11 protein-coding genes and 1 CRISPR repeat array are annotated in these 19,224 nt (G+C 43.0%); of the genes, 2 read left to right on the top strand and 9 right to left on the bottom strand.

Translation table 11 applies throughout. The features are described from left to right. Positions 1 to 5 precede the first annotated feature (5 nt). A complete protein-coding gene (locus tag DN599_RS15410; protein WP_110458488.1) occupies positions 6 to 3,065 on the bottom strand; it encodes an EAL domain-containing protein in 3,060 nt (1,019 codons plus the stop codon). Positions 3,066 to 3,717: 652 nt separating this feature from the next. Between DN599_RS15410 and DN599_RS15405 the strand changes: the two genes are divergently transcribed. Beyond that, positions 3,718 to 4,152, top strand: coding sequence for a thioesterase family protein (locus tag DN599_RS15405; RefSeq protein WP_110458673.1), 435 nt, complete (start codon positions 3,718 to 3,720; stop codon positions 4,150 to 4,152). Between the two features lie 15 nt (positions 4,153 to 4,167). On the opposite strand, the gene DN599_RS15400 is transcribed toward DN599_RS15405, so the two are convergent. Both DN599_RS15400 and DN599_RS15395 read right to left on the bottom strand, forming a co-directional pair. Continuing rightward, positions 4,168 to 5,646 carry a putative bifunctional diguanylate cyclase/phosphodiesterase gene (locus DN599_RS15400; protein WP_110458487.1) on the bottom strand — a complete coding sequence of 493 codons (1,479 nt, stop codon included), beginning with the start codon at positions 5,644 to 5,646 and terminating at the stop codon, positions 4,168 to 4,170. Between the two features lie 96 nt (positions 5,647 to 5,742). Continuing rightward, positions 5,743 to 6,585 (bottom strand): HDOD domain-containing protein, encoded by an 843-nt coding sequence (locus DN599_RS15395; protein ID WP_110458486.1) that lies wholly within the window; start codon positions 6,583 to 6,585, stop codon positions 5,743 to 5,745. A gap of 509 nt (positions 6,586 to 7,094) precedes the next feature. Between DN599_RS15395 and trhP the strand changes: the two genes are divergently transcribed. Beyond that, on the top strand, positions 7,095 to 8,459 hold the full coding sequence (gene trhP, locus DN599_RS15390) for a prephenate-dependent tRNA uridine(34) hydroxylase TrhP (protein WP_110458485.1): 1,365 nt from the start codon (positions 7,095 to 7,097) through the stop codon (positions 8,457 to 8,459). 455 nt (positions 8,460 to 8,914) lie between these two features. Beyond that, positions 8,915 to 11,221: a CRISPR direct-repeat array (repeat unit 28 nt; unit sequence TTTCTAAGCTGCCTGTGCGGCAGTGAAC). 130 nt (positions 11,222 to 11,351) lie between these two features. On the opposite strand, the gene cas6f is transcribed toward trhP, so the two are convergent. The 6 genes from cas6f to DN599_RS15360 form a co-directional block, all read right to left on the bottom strand. After that, positions 11,352 to 11,951, bottom strand: coding sequence for a type I-F CRISPR-associated endoribonuclease Cas6/Csy4 (cas6f, locus tag DN599_RS15385; RefSeq protein ID WP_110458484.1), 600 nt, complete (start codon positions 11,949 to 11,951; stop codon positions 11,352 to 11,354). Between the two features lie 8 nt (positions 11,952 to 11,959). Next, entirely contained in the window at positions 11,960 to 12,922 is a 963-nt protein-coding gene (gene csy3 / locus DN599_RS15380; protein ID WP_110458483.1) for a type I-F CRISPR-associated protein Csy3, read from the bottom strand. Positions 12,923 to 12,941: 19 nt separating this feature from the next. After that, positions 12,942 to 14,117: a type I-F CRISPR-associated protein Csy2 gene (gene csy2 / locus DN599_RS15375; protein WP_110458482.1), complete on the bottom strand. Its 1,176-nt coding sequence runs from the start codon at positions 14,115 to 14,117 to the stop codon at positions 12,942 to 12,944. Then, on the bottom strand, positions 14,114 to 15,595 hold the full coding sequence (csy1, locus tag DN599_RS15370; protein WP_162599225.1) for a type I-F CRISPR-associated protein Csy1: 1,482 nt from the start codon (positions 15,593 to 15,595) through the stop codon (positions 14,114 to 14,116). Before csy1 ends, csy2 begins: the two co-directional genes overlap by 4 nt. After that, complete coding sequence (gene cas3f / locus DN599_RS15365; protein WP_162599224.1) at positions 15,588 to 18,806, bottom strand: type I-F CRISPR-associated helicase Cas3f; 3,219 nt, start codon at positions 18,804 to 18,806, stop codon at positions 15,588 to 15,590. Before cas3f ends, csy1 begins: the two co-directional genes overlap by 8 nt. A gap of 21 nt (positions 18,807 to 18,827) precedes the next feature. Beyond that, a partial coding sequence (locus DN599_RS15360; protein WP_110458479.1) for an IS3 family transposase occupies positions 18,828 to 19,224 on the bottom strand: 397 nt, incomplete at its 5' end.

Below are 19,224 nucleotides of genomic sequence, written 5' to 3'. Positions count from 1 at the left end.
GCCACTTAACGAGTTCCCTCAATGAAGCCTGACGAGCTTGAACGCTGATTTAAGTAAACTTGTTCAAACTCCGCTTGCGGCAACGGCCGAGCAAACAGGTAGCCTTGGGCATAATCACAACCAGCCTTGGCTAAAAAGTCACGTTGGAATTCAGTTTCAACTCCTTCGGCAATCACTTTGATCCCTAACTTGTGGGCCATCACGATAATGGCTTCGCACAAGGCCACGCCATCGGTGTCGGTTTCTAAGTTGCGGGTAAAAGATTGATCTATTTTGAGATAATCGATATCAAATTTTTTCAGGTAGGCTAACGATGAATAACCCGTCCCAAAATCATCTAGCGAAACTTGAATACCAGCATCACGATAGGCGAGTAACTTTTCGGTGACCCCCATAGATGCATCCAATAACAACCCTTCGGTTATTTCGACGCAGATGGCATTGCTGGACAGCTCGAGATGCTGCAATAAGGTGAGCCAGTCACTAAAGGTGTCACCGTCATCGCGAAACTGCACTGGCGATTTATTAATGCTTATCTGAATTTCAGTGCCAAACTGCTTGCGCCACTCGGCACTTTGATGTGCCGCCTTTTCAAACACCCAGTTACCGATATCGTTGATTAACCCCGTCTCTTCGGCGACCGAAATAAACTCACTGGGTGACACCATGCCCCTCGAAGCGTGATTCCAGCGGATCAAGGCTTCCACCTTATAAATATCACCACTGTTCATATCGATGATCGGTTGATAATAAAGCTCAAACTCTTTATGACTAATGGCATGACGTAGATCTTTAATCAACGCCATACGATAACGGGCGAACTCTTGCATCGAAGGAGTAAAATAATGAAAGCGATTTCGTCCTTGCTCTTTGGCGGCATACATCGCCTGATCCGCATGTTTTAATAACCCTTCAATGCTGGTCGCATCGTCGGGATACATAGTAATCCCAATACTGGCGCTGATATACGCAGTTTCATCACCTAAGTGATAAGGTTCACTAATGCGCTGTAAAATGCACTGCGCCACCCGCTCGACTCCGCTGGGAAAATCAATGCCCGACAACACCACGGTAAATTCATCTCCCCCCAATCTGGCACACATATCGAGTTCACGGATACAGCCCTTTAACCGTTTAGCGGTTTCTTGTAGCAGTAAGTCGCCCATATCGTGACCTAAGGTATCGTTCACCTCTTTAAAAAAGTCTAAATCTAAAAACATTAAGGCAAAATGGCTCTCATCACGGTCAATACGCAACATCTCACTGCTTAAATATTCGAGCAACATACGTCGATTGGGTAAGCCGGTAAGTGGATCGTAATTAGCCTGCTTCCAGATAATCTGTTCGGCTTGTTTTTTATCAGTAATATCAGAAAATAATGCTACGCGACGAAAAACCTCACCCTGCTGGTCATAAATGGTATTAATGGTAAACCACACCATATACTCACCGCCTTGCTTGCTTTTCAAGCATAGCTCTCCCTGCCAACGCCCAACGTCACTAACGGCTTGCGCTAACTGTTCATATTGTGATTTATCACAGTATTCACATTGTAAAAGACTGATATCTTTATTGAGCACCTCTTGTGGTTGGTAACCGGTAATCGCAGTGAAGGCGGCGTTAACCGTGATAATTTTACCTTGATGATCTTGCACGCTCATCGCTTCGCTGGAGTTATTGTAGACCGAAGCGGCAAGCTCTAATGACTCCTGTACCTGCCGTTGTTCAGTAATATCGCTGTGCACGCCACACATCCGCAGTGGTCGGCCGTGATTATCATAACTCACCGTTTTTCCCGTATCGACTATCCAGCGCTCCTCACCCGTTAAGGTGATCAGCCGATATTCGGCAATATACTTGGGAGCTTCCCCCTTGAGATGCTTATCCATGGCATTTAAAACAGCGGCTCTGTCTTGCGGATGAATGGCATCTCCCCAAAGCCGCTGGTCGTTATTGAGGCGTTCTAATTCACAGCCAAGTACCTTAGCGCACCATGGATTACGCTCTGTTTTATTGTGGCTGATATCCCAATCCCACAAGCCTAAATCACTACTTTCTAAAACTAACGCTAATCTTTCTTGGCTGGTTCTTACCGCCAATTCGGCTTGTTTATTGGCTGTGATATCGATAATACCGGCAATCACCATATTGACCTGATGATTCACACGTCGACACGCGACCGCCAGATGGGTATAAACAATTTCGCCATCTTTGGCCACATAACGCTTATCCATCTCGTAGGCGTCAATCTCTCCATTAAGCAACCGCTTATACTGATCTTCATCGGCTTTAAGATCGTCAAAATAGGTCAACTCAGACCAAGTGCGCTGGAGCAGTTCTTGCTCGGAGTATTTCAGCATCTTGCACAACCTCGGGTTGACTTTCATCCAGCGTTGATCGACTGAAGTGATGGCAATCCCCATGTTGCCAATGTCAAATTGAGAGCGAAAAATAAAATCATCTTGCAACTTAATCTTGGCGTCACGTTCCACTTCGAGCCGACGCGACAATAGCAGCCCAATTAATGCCGTCACTAACGGAAAGATCGTCATCATTGGCAACGCGGCAATAGATAAAATATCGACAAATAACTCAAAAGGCAGTAGCGCTAATAGGGATAGAGTGAGCAGATGCAAAACAGTCCCAAATAGCAATAACTCTTTAAAGGTCATATCGGCAATGTCATTTTTACGATAGTAACGCCATAGACTGCCCAAGCTGGCGGCCACAATCATCACCATAATGCCGGTAAGCATCGCTGGGCCACCTTCCAATACACGAAAGGTGATCCCCACAAGCGTGGCAACTAAAGTGGGTAAACCACCAAAAAACAGTCCTGATATTCCTAAAATAACCGCTCGCGCATCGACAAAAATACCCGTTTGGTATTCCCATGAGGTGATCATGGTGATCACTGTCACCACGCCAATCAGTAAACCGGCCAGCACACGCCACAACCAAAAATATTGGTGACGTCGCTGACGCGGAACAGCATCATAGATAAAAACTAATACCAACAAAATTGCGGCATTTTGAAAAAAAACGGATAACGTATCTTGGTTCATAGGCAACTTAACATCTTATTATCAAGTAGATAACACCCAGCAGAGTGTAACAGAATTAGAGTAAAAAAATACGCTCAACAATGATTGAAAGTAACAATTTATAAAGGTAATACGTCATTTAGGAACAAATTGTCCATGCTAACCAATGACTGAATAACGGTTTAAATAATAGTGCCGCCCTGCGGGACACTGCGCTCAAATACCGCCTTAGATAAGCCACTTCACGCAAGTTGCCAGTATCAGTAAGCGGCATAGGCACTACCGCATCGCAAAGATTAAAAACTGGTATGGCAACAGCTTATCTTCTACCCCTGTATTTCACAGCCCATTAAAACCACGCCCAAACAGCAAGGCTGACATCGGGCCTGAATACTTGTCATACAGTGAGCAGCGCAAGGCTCGTCGTTCTGCGAGTTACCCTATCGGTTCGTGCCCGCCAAAGCAGATGCTGAACGTAACGATAAGCCTAGCGCTATGTCTATTGCGCTAACAGAGCGATAATTGGCCAACATCAATAACGGCTCACATAGCTTCCCTAGTGTAGCTACAGCGACCGTAATCCCTTGAGACTGAATAGCAAATAGGTAAGATGCCCCACTTAACTCAATATGTTAAGCTAACGGCCTTTATCATCGCCACTCACATTTTGTATATGAAGCAGCCAGCACAAACGCAATACAGCACCCAGTTTCATTTTCCGGTGCAGATATATTATGAGGATACCGATTTTTCAGGTGTGGTGTATCACCCTAATTTCTTGAAGTATTTTGAACGCGCCAGAGAACATGTCATAGGTGCCGAAACCTTGGCTCGCCTTTGGGCTCAACAAGGTTTAGGTTTTGCAGTCTATCGCAGCGATATGCTATGTCATGATGGGATCGAGTTTGCAGAGATTGTCGATGTGCGTACTCAGTTTTCTTTTGAGAGTAAATATCGCACTGTATGGCGACAAGAGATCTGGCGACCACAAGGCAAAAAGCCGGCAGTTACCGCGCAAATTGAGATGGTATGTATGAATAAAGCGCGGCAGATGGCCCCAATGTCAGCAGAACTTATCGCCGAGCTCAGTCGTCATATCACAGGCTAGGAGTGACGCCTCCCCTTAAGATGCTTCGCCAATGGGCCGATTGAGTTCCGGCCAATACATTTCAAGCTCGGCCGCGCTCATCGGTTTAGCAAACAACTCCCCCTGAATTTTATCGACGCCCATCTGTTGCAGTAACATCAACTCAGTTTGGGTTTCGACACCTTCCACCGTGACCGTAAATCCAAGCCCTTGGGCTAAAGAAACCGCGCTACTAAGAATATGCTGACCACGACAGTCGGTCGCCACATTCTCTAAAAAGGCTTTATCTACCTTAACCTCGTTAACGGGTAGGTATTTAAGATACGCCAAAGAGGAGTGCCCCGTGCCAAAGTCGTCGATTGCAGCGTTAATGCCAGCACGTTTGAGGCATTCAAGTACATTAACCGTGCGCTGCATATCCGTCATTAATTGACTCTCGGTCACCTCAATTGCTAACACATCGGCACTCAATTGCCACTGCTGTAGCTGTGTCACTATCCACTGACACAACTGACGGGCGCATAAATCATCTAGCGCCAAATTCACCGCCACCTGCAACCTCATGCCGCTTTGGCGCCACAGACTTTGCTGGTGAAGCACCTGCTTAATAACCCATTGGCTGAGCATAGTGATCATGCCAGCACGCTCGAGCAAAGGGATAAATTCTGCCGGCGAAACCCTACCTAGCAATGGGCTTTCCCAGCGGATAAGCGCCTCGACGTGACTGCAATTTTCGCTGACAAGATTGTATTTAGCCTGATACACCACATAGAGTTCATTTTGTGCTAACGCCCTAGGAAAACAGCGAATAATAGTCAGCTGTCGATGCTGACTCGTATCGTCCCCCGCTTGATAAGAGGCGATTAAGCCAGAGCTCGACTTTGCTCGTACTAAGGCCAAATCGATACGCCTAAGCATCTGACTAACGTCGGCATAGTGCAGTGAAATATCCAAATACCCAAGCTGCACCTGTAGATTTATCACTGTATCATTAATAGAAAATGGCTGTTGCAAGTGACTTTGCAATGCCTTTAGCTCGTCATCGCTTAATGGCACTTTAAACACCACTAAAAACTCATCTTCATTCATGCGCGCCACAATATCTTGGTCATTGAGCTGCTGTTTAATTCGCTCACTCATGGCCAACAGTAACTGATCGCCAAACGAGAAACCAAACAGGTCGTTAACATAGCGAAAGCGATGAATATCAATAAGAACAAACATGCCTTGATTAAGAGGCATAAGGCGAGATAAACGTGATTTCAGCCCAACCCGATTAAACAAGCCGGTGAGCTTATCTCGCCCAAGCGGTGGAGGTAACTGGGTTAACAATCGCTGCAACTGCAGGTATAGCGGAATATAATCGCTAGGAACAGCGTCAATGGCTAGCGGCTTGCGGACTTTATCTTGTTGCTGTAATTGGCTGGTTAGTTGTCGCAAAAAGCGTAGGCCTGTGCGTCTATGCCAGTACCAATAAAGGGTACCAGCGACGCCAATGGCTATAATATAAGCCATTATCCAATAGAGATTTGCAACATCCACACAAGGCCTTCATGTTTACGAAACAGAAAAATTAACACTATTATTAACAGACTTAATCGCCGGTCACAACTATTCGTAACTCATCTTAATAGAATGATAATTATCGAGAAATTCATCAGAGCCTAAATACTCTGGCGATACGGGCAAGCCACGTTTGGCAAACACATCTAAACGCTCTGCAAGCTCATGACCCGCTCTTAGCTCGCCGGTATAAAAGGCCGCCGAACGCACAAAATCTAAATAGGTCACCCGCTCAGGTAAATAAGGTAAGTCGGCCCATCGCTCAACCACTTCCATCACCTCAGGCGAAAAGTCCCAACTTTTCAATACGGCTCGGCCTATCGGTCCCTGCATTTTGCGCACCAAGGCGCGTAATTGATCTATGCTGGTAAACAGATGCGGATTAGCTTCCGCCTCGGTTAATACCGGTAAGGCGCCAATATTATGCACTAAGCTGGCAAGCGTCAGAGTGTCATAATTTAAGCCGCAACCTTTATGCGTCTTAGCATACTTGAGTAGCAGAGCACAGGCCGCTGAAGTCACCTCGATTGACGAGCGCCACACTTCATCCATCACCTCCCATACCATCTCATTAGTAGAGATAAACAATTGCTCCATAGCAACCGACGTCGCGATAGACTTTATCTGGGTTAAGCCGATACGGGTTACGGCGCTGTTGATGTTTTCTGCTTTAGTGCCACGGCTATACATAGCGCTGTTGGCGACTTTTATCATGCGCGCCGATATCGCCGCATCTTGACCAATAATTTCCGCCACCTGTTTGGGGCTGGAATCAGGCCTAGCAACGACCTCTTGGACGCGCATTGCTACCTCGGGTAAAGTTGGCAGCACTAACGCATCGGCCTTTAACTTTTTTAATAACCCAACCAGTAGTTGATGCTCGCTAGACATACTGACTCCTCAATAAAATATCACCGCTTAATAATGCGCTAGAGTATATCAGGACTGATTGCCAAGCGTGATGGTAAAATGGCTTAGCTAGAAATATCGCTCAAATTTAAGTAGATAAATTAAGGTCCGTTGCTATTTTAAGCGTAAATATTAGTCAAAGGGTCATCATGCAGCAACACATATTGGCTGGTAAAAGCCTTAGCAGCAGGTGTAACTCCGCCTATTTTTAGCCGACTAACAACAAGCGATCACCGACGACATGGTTCAGCGATAGCCGCTGCGCCCTAAAACACACCAACTGGGCGTGATAGCCACCCACAAGAGCAGCAATCATCGTCATCAGGCAACAAGGGCAAGTATGCGGCGTAAAACAGTGAAATAGGAAGCCTATTAATGGCGGCAATGGGCGCTTGACCACAGAATAAACAAGGTTACTATTTGCATAAGACTCCCTCCATTGAGTAAAATGCCGCCCCAAGTTGTTTGATACCTGTTAATTGAGAGAAATTATGTTTAAACCTGAGCTACTGTCTCCTGCTGGGACCTTAAAAAATATGCGTTACGCGTTTGCCTATGGCGCGGATGCGGTCTACGCCGGCCAGCCTAGATACAGCCTGCGTGTTAGAAACAATGATTTCAAAATGGAAAATCTCGCTACCGGTATTCAAGAAGCCCATGCTTTGGGCAAAAAACTGTACGTGGTAAGCAACATCGCGCCGCATAACACCAAATTGAAAACCTATATCAAGGATATGGAGCCAGTGGTTGCCATGCAACCTGATGCGCTGATCATGTCAGATCCCGGGCTTATCATGATGGTACGTGAAGCGTTTCCCGATCAAGTGGTGCACCTGTCTGTACAAGCCAACGCCATCAACTGGGCCTCGGTTAAGTTTTGGCAACAACAAGGCATTAAGCGGGTGATCTTATCCCGTGAACTGTCGCTCGATGAGATTGAAGAGATCCGTCAGCGCTGCCCCGATATCGAGCTTGAAGTCTTTGTGCACGGCGCCTTGTGTATGGCTTATTCTGGCCGCTGCCTGCTGTCGGGTTACATCAACAAACGCGATCCCAACCAAGGTACTTGCACCAATGCGTGTCGTTGGAAATATGACGCCCATGAAGCAGTGCAAACCGACACTGGTGACATTGTCGCGGTGAACCCAGATGTACAACTGCATAACCCTACCCTAGGCGCCGGCGCACCGAGTAATGAGGTGGTGTTACTGCAAGAAGCGGGACGCCCAGGTGAATACATGCCCGCCTTTGAAGATGAGCATGGCACCTACATCATGAACTCTAAAGACTTACGTGCCATCCAGCATGTTGAGCGCCTGACCAAAATGGGCATCGACTCGCTTAAAATCGAAGGCCGCACCAAGTCATTTTATTACGTGGCACGTACCGCACAGCTTTATCGCCAAGCGATTGAAGATGCCGCTTCTGGTCGTGAGTTTAACCCAGCACTGATGCACCAACTGGAAGGACTGGCCCACAGGGGATACACCGAAGGCTTCTTGCGTCGCCATGTACATGATGAATACCAAAATTACGACTACGGTTATTCTATTAGTGACACTCAACAATTTGTGGGGGAATTCACTGGCAAACGTAACGATAAAGGCATGGCCGAAGTGGATGTAAAAAACAAATTTTCGGTTGGCGACAGTGTTGAGTTAATGACGCCACAAGGCAATATAAACCTGACCATCGAACATTTAGAAAACCGTAAGGGCGAAGCCGTCGAGGCCGGACTCGGTTCGGGCCACTTTGTGTTTTTACCGGTACCGCAAGAAGTGAATGTCGATAAAGCGATACTAATGCGTAACCTTAATAGCGGACAAAACACCCGCAACCCGCACCAAGCGGTGTAATTGGACCCAGATAATGGCATTACTGATAGACGATAGCTGCATTAACTGCAACTTCGATATCTGTACTCCTGTTTTATAACCCTTTAATAACAGTAAAATAAAAGAAAACACCTCAGTGTTACGGCTCAAAAATTATTTTTTAGCCGTAACACAAACGATGTCTCATCCAAGGCCACTTGCAACCCAAACCGGCTATTTAGCCTTTTCACCCCCACCAATATCACGTTTAACCCCCCTCACGATTCAGGTGTCAGTTCCACTCTATTCCTGCTCTGAGGTTTCACCCATGGCAAGTGCGCAATTTTCATCCACTAGACCATTGTTCAAGAACATCACTGTTAACCTAAACTGTGAGTGGGAATGAAGCCTGCCAAAACGCACAATACCACTGTTATTTATGAATTTAGTTATTTAACAGTGAACGTGTAAGGTTGGCGAGTAAGTGCCTATCGATATCTCTAAGCTGCCTGTGCGGCAGTGAACATAACATCAGTGGTTAAGAAAGCGCTGCCAGATTTCTAAGCTGCCTGTGCGGCAGTGAACTATCTCGATACTGTGTGTTCTCTAATGTAAAATTTCTAAGCTGCCTGTGCGGCAGTGAACTCACCTGTTAAACACTCGGCTAGCGCACTGGATTTCTAAGCTGCCTGTGCGGCAGTGAACGTTGCGCTGGATAGCCGCCCGTTTGCACAATTTTTCTAAGCTGCCTGTGCGACAGTGAACCTAGTTGTTGCCGCGAAACCGAGTTTCATAGCTTTCTAAGCTGCCTGTGCGGCAGTGAACTGTTGGTTGTATTGTTTTCCCTGTCCTGTTGTTTTCTAAGCTGCCTGTGCGGCAGTGAACGGTGTATCGCGCAGCACTAGCTGAATTCGCGGTTTCTAAGCTGCCTGTGCGGCAGTGAACCCAGCTGATTTCATTAGGACATAGCGGCGGCTTTTCTAAGCTGCCTGTGCGGCAGTGAACTTCATGTAGAGTTTCTAGCTCTGGCTGTGCGTTTTCTAAGCTGCCTGTGCGGCAGTGAACCGTAACCATCTTCAAAGACGACCCGACAAAGCTTTCTAAGCTGCCTGTGCGGCAGTGAACGAATAAAAAGTTGCACCTGATGCAGTGGTGACTTTCTAAGCTGCCTGTGCGGCAGTGAACCATCGAATCAATTTGGGGGCAAGGGTTCGCCATTTCTAAGCTGCCTGTGCGGCAGTGAACCCTATACCGACTTTAACTCAGCAACCGTTGCATTTCTAAGCTGCCTGTGCGGCAGTGAACACAGCGCGACGAACTCCACAATCACCGGAGAATTTCTAAGCTGCCTGTGCGGCAGTGAACGCCGATTAACACGCCTGACCGATAAGATCTTTTTCTAAGCTGCCTGTGCGGCAGTGAACTTGCAGTCGGGCAATCCCGAACAGCGCGCACATTTCTAAGCTGCCTGTGCGGCAGTGAACAAAGCTGATGGTCAGTTTAAATCAACTAACTCTTTCTAAGCTGCCTGTGCGGCAGTGAACGGGAAACTGAAAAAGGTCGTAGTACCTCAATGTTTCTAAGCTGCCTGTGCGGCAGTGAACGCTGGCAATAATCACATCTAATTCAGGGACGATTTCTAAGCTGCCTGTGCGGCAGTGAACAATCCCCAAAGCGCGTGGCAAACTATTTAGACTTTCTAAGCTGCCTGTGCGGCAGTGAACGATTTAACCCACCGCGCAATGCAATGGTAATATTTCTAAGCTGCCTGTGCGGCAGTGAACCAGTAACCACAGGTACAGGCTCTTTACATATATTTCTAAGCTGCCTGTGCGGCAGTGAACCAATAAAGCGAACTAAGCTACAATTCCCGCATTTTCTAAGCTGCCTGTGCGGCAGTGAACTTGTTATTGATGGTTATTTGCAGATTCATCATTTTCTAAGCTGCCTGTGCGGCAGTGAACAAACGGTCAGTTTAAAGGTGGAACGCTTCAATTTTCTAAGCTGCCTGTGCGGCAGTGAACGTTGCGCTTATGGCGGTTATTCCGTGCTTTATTTTCTAAGCTGCCTGTGCGGCAGTGAACTTTGAGCATGATGCGCCGCGCGGCCCAGGTACTTTCTAAGCTGCCTGTGCGGCAGTGAACCCCAAACCATCCTTCTTGCAAAGTGTCATCATTTTCTAAGCTGCCTGTGCGGCAGTGAACTAAAAGGGCTACAAGGAACTCAGAATAAGAAATTTCTAAGCTGCCTGTGCGGCAGTGAACTGTGGCAAAATTGGTTTTCTTGGATGCCTATTTTTCTAAGCTGCCTGTGCGGCAGTGAACTGATGAGCGAATGCGCGGTACCGATTTATTCATTTCTAAGCTGCCTGTGCGGCAGTGAACCATTAATGCTCTTTGCACTATGGTGTCTTGGTTTTCTAAGCTGCCTGTGCGGCAGTGAACTAGTTGCTCACGAGCTGCCTTGCTCCATTTTTTTTCTAAGCTGCCTGTGCGGCAGTGAACTATGACTTAAAAGCAAACGATCTCGCACCTCATTTCTAAGCTGCCTGTGCGGCAGTGAACTACTGAATTTCAGTCAATACTTCATTCTTGATTTTCTAAGCTGCCTGTGCGGCAGTGAACTATCGCTGTTACAACTGGGAGTTAGACGACTCTTTCTAAGCTGCCTGTGCGGCAGTGAACCCCAGCGAATGCTGAGGCTTGGGTATTCAAATTTTCTAAGCTGCCTGTGCGGCAGTGAACACCATCGCGGTTTCTTTGATGATCCGCTCGATTTTCTAAGCTGCCTGTGCGGCAGTGAACAATAGAATATCAACATAAAAATAAGTTACAACAAGTCGTTAGGTTAAAAACTTCAATTTAACCTTATAAAAAATGACCCGTTGTAACTTACTGTTTTTATACCACATTGTTAAAGAGCGTTTTTTATTGGTTAAAACTTTGGTAATACACCTTCACCACTTAAGCCATAAGTATTGAACATGACTCGTTGTGACGATGCTTCTACCTCTTTTCGAATAATGCTCATACAAAACTCATTATCACTGTGTAGGCTTTTCATTCTGATAAAGGGTAAATCTTTATCTTCTTTTGCCATCTTGTAACCTTGATAAAATGCTACCGCTTGCTCCAATGTTTCGTTGTGGCGTTGCATGCGTCGTTTAATGTGCTTATCAGGCGAGCCTGATTTACGGCGACGATTAAACGATTCATAACCCATTACTTCACTTGGCACCTCGGCAATGCTTTTCATGTGAACATAGTCTTCAAGACGATTTAACCATTTCCCAAGATTCAAACGCTCAAGCGAGCTTTTGTCATTCGAAAGCAATCTAAGTTTGTTACCAATAAATCCCAATTTTTCGTTCGATTTTACTTGGTATTTGGGAAAGCTCACCGCTATAGGCACTTGCTTTTTGTCGTCTTGAATTTCTACTAGAGCAAGGTGCACTTGCATCATTAGTTTTGACCACAAAAAGTGAACGCCAATGTCGTCACTGGGTAACAAGGTTATGTCTATGTAGTGTTTCATAAGCACCTCTATTCTGATTTACCACCGAATACACCACCACGAATTAAATTAGCCAGAACAAAATTTTTGTCGTTTTCACCAACCTCTTTATCATTAACCCATTTCATCATCAATGTATAAAGGTCGGTTTTCGTTTTTCTATATGCCTGTCCTTGCTGGGTAACTGCTCCAAATGGCTCTACTGCAATTGGGAATTCTGCATTCTCATACCAATCATCAATTGTTCGGATTGCATTGCCGATTTTCACACTATGCATAGCTGCACAGTTATCCAGCTTAAAAAGCACTTTTTTCTTTTCGCCCATATTCATTTCTTGCGAAGGAAATACATGTTGTCCTTTGCCAAGTTTCACGAAAGCCTCAATGGTTAAACAAACAAACGTCTCATCACTATTTAAGCCTTCAAAAATAGCATTGGAGACTTTCAGTAAATCTGTATTCTCACGCTGTTGTTCAAAGTTTTTAAGCGAAAACTCGTAACCATCAAATGGAATAGCATCCTGCTCATTCACTGCAACTCTAATACATAGTTGATCTACCCCAACTCGGTTGCGCCATAAAAAACGCCCTGCAGCAATGTTATATGCGTAACGATACGCCAGTTCTTTTAAGCCCTCCGATTTATACTCCGAAACTTTCTCTTTGATTGCCCGAGTAAAATCTGGGGCGTTGCAACCAAAAGGAACGCCTAAGTTGCCAATTGCACGTAGAGTAAAGCTCACTTTTAACGTATCTAAATCATTGGGTAAATAAGCATCATCGCCTTCAGAAATGTTGTTATCTTCTCTGTCGCCCTTATCTAAATTAAACTGGCTTTTAGTTCCTCTTAAAGTCCTAGGTAATACACTTATTTTTGTGTCAACCCATAATTTTTCTAGATTGTCCCAATTTCCTGCCGTCATCAAAGCATCTGATGTTTCTAACTTTCGTTCAAATGCCAACATACTTGGTAAGCTGATTTCTTTAGTCATTTTTTAAATCCTTCTTCTATTAAATTAATTCATCGATTGGGTCAAAAAGTTCTGCTACTTGCTGATCTAAATCATTTTCATGGTTTTCTGATTGTTTAGTTTGCTGGCATAAATACCAGCCATTTTCATATTCGTAATTCCACAGGCTACTGACGATATCTTCGTTATTCTTTAAGCGATTAATACCTAACCACTCGCCCACTGAATGGACAGACTCAACAAAACACACTGGTGTTTCACTATCACGTGTATTAGCGACATCACGATTGTCATAAACAGGAGAAATGGCTTTATATCCGGTCATAATAGGTACTAGATATCCGGGGTTGGGCTTTGATAAATACTCCCACTTCGCATCAGTTTTATTTGTTGGGTTTACGTATTCATTCCATTGTTTTAACAATGGCTTTGTCTTTTTTGTCTCTTCTAATTGGGAAAAGTAATCAATTAATTCTTGAGGAATATTTGCGCTGTAAGGTTGCGCTAAATGCTTAAGCCAAATATCGTATAATCTTACTTCATCCAAACCCTGCAAGTGCTTAGCAATCAAAGCTGATAAGGGTCTTGCCTGCTGCTTTAATGCAGAGAAATCTAACCATGCTTCAAGTTGTTCAGCTTCCAAGTTTTTATCTAAACAAGCTTGATAATACTCAGCTAAATAATTCGCTCTATCCATTAATGCAAAGCCTGGCATAAGCACGCGTTTTAATTTAAAGAAATCCTGTTGGCTTTTACCATCGAATAACTGAACGTCGTCAATAGATAAAATGCTTCCTCCTGCTAGTCTCTGCATTAAGCATTGCTGCTTTATCCAACTGAGCAACTCGCTTACTTCGCGACCTAAAAAGCCGTCAAGATCTATGACCAGTGTTACTATCATATTCATTTTTCCCTCTTCAACGATAGAGGGTGCCCGACCTTGAACCACCTTATTTACATCACCCGACAAATAAGCTGGATTTTTACTTTGTAAAAATTTGTCGTTGTATTTGCCAAAGGTATGTACATGGTGTTCATGAGCAACTACAGCACAGCCATTTAAGCTGACGTGCTGATACTTTGATTTTTTTAATTTTAAAGAAAGGTTATGCGTAAACCCCAAAAAATGAGTAATAGCAGGGAAGCCCCATGTAAAACCAGAAATCGCGTTCGCATTCTGAACTTTAATTCGATTTAATAATAAATATTGGGTCATGCGGTTTCCTCCAGTTTTTTAACTATCTCAAGTACTGGATTAAGCTCACGCAGAGCGTTACTCATCAACAATACCCATAACTTGGAGTGCTCGGTTTGCGGTGTAAACTGCTTATCTTTTCCGATTAATTTTCCATTCATCCATTTAGCAAAATCCTTGCTAACATCCAGCTGCCAATTAGTACTTTTACGTGCCGTTTGAAACACGTCATCACCACGATAGGGATCAAGAAAATATTGCTGAGACGATTTGAGCTTAATGTTATCTGTTTCCGTCCAACCCGCAGGCAACATTTGTATTTGCTGTGCATAAAATAAAACTGCATCTGTTAAGCTTTGCCCCCACTTGATCAACCACTTTCTTTTCTGTGGATTGCGTGTGCTTAGTGAAAGTTTTTCATTACGTAACAAAAAGTCGCGTAAATAATCAATATTAGTTTGAACAGCAGAATGTGGGATGCCACGGTAGAACCAAGATTTTTGATAGACAGGTGGTTTAACTTGGCTTAACCATGAAGGCGGCTGGCTGTTGAACAATCTTTGAATACCACCTCTTTTACCATTCAATACCGTTGCGTTTTGATGTTGGCTTTGTGTAATCAAAATTTTACTTACACCAATAAAATTTTGCTGAGGATCTGGAATAAACTTATTAGATTTTCTTGCTTTGGTAAATTGTTCTCGTTTCTTGCGTATCTCTTTATCAAAACACTGCTCATAGAGTTGTTGAGCCAAGGAAGATGACTGAAGTACTGTTAACAAGTGGTGATTTTTAGCTACGGGGAAGTAAAGTTGCTTTAATAAAATATCTGTCTTAGGTTTTTCACTCAGTATTGCTTGGTAACTTTTTATCCAATAATATAATTCTCCATCATTCTCAGAAAAATATGAAAAAACCGCACTATTGCTTTTTTGTATTTCCTGAAAGAGATAAGAACCATTATGTTCGAGCATCAAAAACTTAACTTGTTTTGATAAAGTCGCATTAGGATAAGTGCCGTCAATAATTTTTTCTTGCAAGCTACTGGTGCTTATATAATCAGTTCGACTATTGCCGGATTCGTCTAAAATTGAAGAGCCTGATGAGCTAGAGTGCGTTAACTTAGCGCAATGCGTTGCAGGTAATATCCCCTCACTTATCTCTATAGATCGAGATATCCAAATATTACAAAAATTACTTTTATGGCTTATTTTTTCAATTATGTCGGATATTGACTTAATCCAGCCATTATCTAAAGCGCTTTGATAAAAAGACAAGAATTTATCTTTATTCTTAGCTGTAGCAGGAGTTTTTTTTACATTACCTAATAATTTATTAATTGATTTTTCATCATCCCCCGAAAGATCAGATAATAGCTTTTTGGATATAAATATTGAAAGTAATTCATCAATATATTCATTTTGTTTCTCTTGCTCACCAAGCCCATCTATATACCCTTCTATGACACTTTTCCAATCAAGCTGATTTACATCACTCATCGTCATTAACCTCCTGATACATTCCCAAATTATTGTGATAGCAGTATTCTTGATTACTACTGTTTTCAAATTCCGTGATTCTTAATTCACCAAAGTGCCTTGCTACTTCACTAAGTTCCATATTGAGTTCACCAGCTAATGTTTGATAAATATGTTCTGGAGATTGATCCAACCAAAAATAGTTATTTTCTCCCCTAGATAATTTTGGAACTGGCGATATGCTGATTCCTGACACCTCACCCAATTTAGCTGGACGAACATTTTCATTAAGCCAACGCCAGTAAGGCGGACTACACTCACTATCAAACATTAAATAGTAGGCTTCATCTTTCTGACTTTGCCTAAAACGTTGTTGCCGTTGAACCTCACCACACCAATATGGCATTTGTTTATTTTCGGCATTCCACCAAACCTTGGCATTGTTATCACTAGAAAATAATTGCCATGCCAAAGCTTTGTGCTCCAAACCATTTAAATCGATATAAAAACCAGCCTTGTCAGGATTATATTTCTCCTTTTTTGGCAAAGTTATTCTTGGTATTGCATTAATAATTTCATAATTCTCTTCTGCAACTAAATCGACTAACTTATGAGGTTTAGCACATAGCAGCGTTGCTGTGCTCGATTTCATTTCAAAACCTGGTCTTGTAAAACAAATTTTACTACCACTTAGTGCTTTATAGTTTTGGTTTAACAACACTATGTTTGGTTCTGTTATTGATTTTTCTCTATGTCTTAATACTCGACCGGCTATCTGAATAATGGAACGCATTGAGCTTGGCTCGACAATAGCCCAGTCATAATCGTGATCGCGCCCAACTTCAGCGACGGGAGAAGCTAATACAACAAAAATATGATGTTTTTGTGCATGCTTATTTATTACTTTGCCGACTGGGTGGATATGATCAAAAATATTGTTCTCGTTCTTGCGCTTCAGTGCTGTATCTAACTGATTTTCTATTTCGCTTCTTATCGCTAACGGATAACGGCTATGGTAGATGCATAAATGAATACAGCAGTCATTGCTATCTTCAATTACTGGTGCATCAAACGTCATTATTTGTTTTGCGACGCTAATTAAAGGATTTATGTTAGCCATACGGACTAGTCCGATTGACACTGTTTTGCCATTTATGATCGTATTGTGCCTAACATGTAACTGACTAAGTTGGTTGTAGATTGTTCTAGCCAGTGATTGTGACGGTGAATCACCATCACTTCGTTCAATGTCAGCTATTTTGCCGAGTCGTTTAGCCTGCGATTTTGCTCCGCTTAAAAACGATATGCGGTCTTGGACAAACTTATTATGTTCTGACTTGAATGAAGTTAAATTTGAAATATGGCGCTTTTCAAAGTCTGATACCTTATTTTCATCAAACCAAGCACAGCATATATTTCCTGACCAATCCGTTAAGTTTGCCTTAGCATATTGCTGCCAGCCAGTTCTATATGATTCGTAAAGCGCAAATACTAAAGCAGGAGGCATAGTTGCAGTTGACAGTAAAACCCTACTGCCTAACATGCCAGCCCAGTTAACTAAACGGCAAAGGGCTGGTAAATCGGATAACCCAAAATCATCAGGTTCATCCAGAACAAGATCTGCACTGAGCAAACGCAACATAGCTGCGGTTTGCCTACCGCCCTTTGTTCCTTCAGTGGCAGCAATTAAATGATCGATTGTGCAAACAAGTACAGGCGCGCTGAGCAATTTATCAATATTTTTATCATGTGTTGTCCATTTGCTTAAACTATGGACTGTTTCACCATGATAATGTGTATAAATTTCATCATTTAGATTTTCTTCAGCTGATTCACTGCCACAACTATTCTCATTTATGGCATTTGCTTGATTTTGCGCATTTTCAAAAAGCTGCATAACAGCAGAACCACCTACAGCAATTGCAAGCTGTTCATCATTTAAACCAATGCTGTCTTTAAATTCTCGGCCTGTTTGAAGTGTTAACGTACGCAACCCTAGCGCAACGGTAAATCGCTTACTCCCTGTCTGCTCACCGATTCCGTACATTATTTTTGCATTGGCAATTGTTTTCCCTTTACCTGTAGACGCCATATTGAGGCCGAAAAAACCATTATCAGTTGTATCACTCCCAAGTTTACTTGCGAGTTTTTGAGCATTATTTTGCCAACCATAGTTTTCAAAAATTTCTATTTGAGATTTTTTGATACGCTCCGACAAAAATTCAATATCATTAAGCTTCGGCAAAGTAACTTTTAACCTAGGCAGAGCATTCACAATATCCTTACTGTTTATTGCAACACCAATTAAATGCTCATCGAGCTGTTGTTTTAAACCGGACTTTCCTGATAATTTATCATAGGTATTAGCAAACGTATGGTAAGTAGAGCTTCTCCATTCAGGCGTAACTTCTGGTTGAGAAGAATAATAACGGTCAGCCAACATCATTGCTAACCTAGCTAAATGGCTAGTGAATATTTGATCATTGATATAGTCATTGTTGAAAAATTCTCGTTTTAGTAACTGAGTTTGTGCTATTGATGCGATATTAGACGCTTGAGAACACCATTTTTTACTGTGATAAGGCAGAGCCTTTTCCGCGAAATTCCAATTTTCTTGGATACGAACTTTCTGCTCAACATCATTGCATTGGTAGGAGTTCCAACTCGCATCAAAACTTTTAATTAACCACTGTTCAATGTCTTTCAAAGCTGGCGCATTAATACTATCTTGCCATGCAGGACAAAGCGGCAGCTTATGGTGTGATACGATAATCCAGGCAGTTAACTGTGCAAATGGAGGTAAACTAAGTATTGGATGCGAACCAAATCCTTGGTCGGAGCCATCTTTGAAACAGTCTGGTATATTTTCGAAATTTTGCTCAGCTAAAGCCTCTAGCCATTGAGAGTCATCTTTACTGCCAACAAAAGCTTGAAATAACCTTAATGAAATCCATTCATGCCTATACGGCTCTGAGTTTTCAGTTTTAATGTTTGGATTTATTTTCTTTTGAAATAAATCATTAGCTTTACCAAAGTCATGAAATAAGCCTGCAATCGCCGCAGCATTTTCAATTACATCTAACGTTTTCCAACTTGCACTATCTTTAAATTCAGTCATGTTTTTTTCGGTGGTATTAACAGGTACAACGCCCTGTTCATTAAATTTCAATTTATTTCCTACGACCCACAATAACTGACTACGTGAACGACTTCTGATCCAATGGCAACTCACGGCTGGTAAGCCCCTAATATCTTAGACACTTAACTGTTTCTCAAAGTACTGCTTTTCGAACTGCACAGGAGACAGTCCATTATTACTACCATGACGACGCACTGGATTATAGAAATATTCGATATAGTTAAATATTTCTGAGCGAGCTTCATCTCTGTTTTTATAGATTTTTCTCTTAACTCTATCTTTCTTCAGCAACGAGAAAAAGCTTTCCGCGACGGCATTATCATGACAGTTTCCTCGTCGACTCATACTGGCTTCTAAATTGTGCTCTTTTAAGAAGCTACGCCAATCAGAGCAGGTATATTGCACTCCCTGGTCGGAATGTATCAGCACTTTAGATTTCGGTGAACGTCGCCAGATGGCCATTAATAGTGCATCAATTACCAAGTCAGCTTTAGGTGTATTCTTCATCGTC

The organism is Shewanella algidipiscicola, assembly GCF_900380485.1.
GTDB classification, from domain to species: Bacteria; Pseudomonadota; Gammaproteobacteria; order Enterobacterales; family Shewanellaceae; genus Shewanella; species Shewanella algidipiscicola.
The sequence above is the reverse complement of the archived record's forward strand: the minus strand, read 5'-3'. Positions and strand labels throughout refer to the sequence as shown.

What these genes read in the sequence shown, in the direction of transcription:
- csy2 (WP_110458482.1), bottom strand. Translation starts at nt 14,117, where the DNA reads ATGACCCAATATTTATTATTAAATCGAATTAAAGTTCAGAATGCGAAC.
- csy3 (WP_110458483.1), bottom strand. Translation starts at nt 12,922, where the DNA reads ATGACTAAAGAAATCAGCTTACCAAGTATGTTGGCATTTGAACGAAAG.
- DN599_RS15395 (WP_110458486.1), bottom strand. Translation starts at nt 6,585, where the DNA reads ATGTCTAGCGAGCATCAACTACTGGTTGGGTTATTAAAAAAGTTAAAG.
- DN599_RS15410 (WP_110458488.1), bottom strand. Translation starts at nt 3,065, where the DNA reads ATGAACCAAGATACGTTATCCGTTTTTTTTCAAAATGCCGCAATTTTG.
- trhP (WP_110458485.1), top strand. Translation starts at nt 7,095, where the DNA reads ATGTTTAAACCTGAGCTACTGTCTCCTGCTGGGACCTTAAAAAATATG.
- csy1 (WP_162599225.1), bottom strand. Translation starts at nt 15,595, where the DNA reads ATGAGTGATGTAAATCAGCTTGATTGGAAAAGTGTCATAGAAGGGTAT.
- DN599_RS15400 (WP_110458487.1), bottom strand. Translation starts at nt 5,646, where the DNA reads ATGGCTTATATTATAGCCATTGGCGTCGCTGGTACCCTTTATTGGTAC.
- cas6f (WP_110458484.1), bottom strand. Translation starts at nt 11,951, where the DNA reads ATGAAACACTACATAGACATAACCTTGTTACCCAGTGACGACATTGGC.
- DN599_RS15405 (WP_110458673.1), top strand. Translation starts at nt 3,718, where the DNA reads ATGAAGCAGCCAGCACAAACGCAATACAGCACCCAGTTTCATTTTCCG.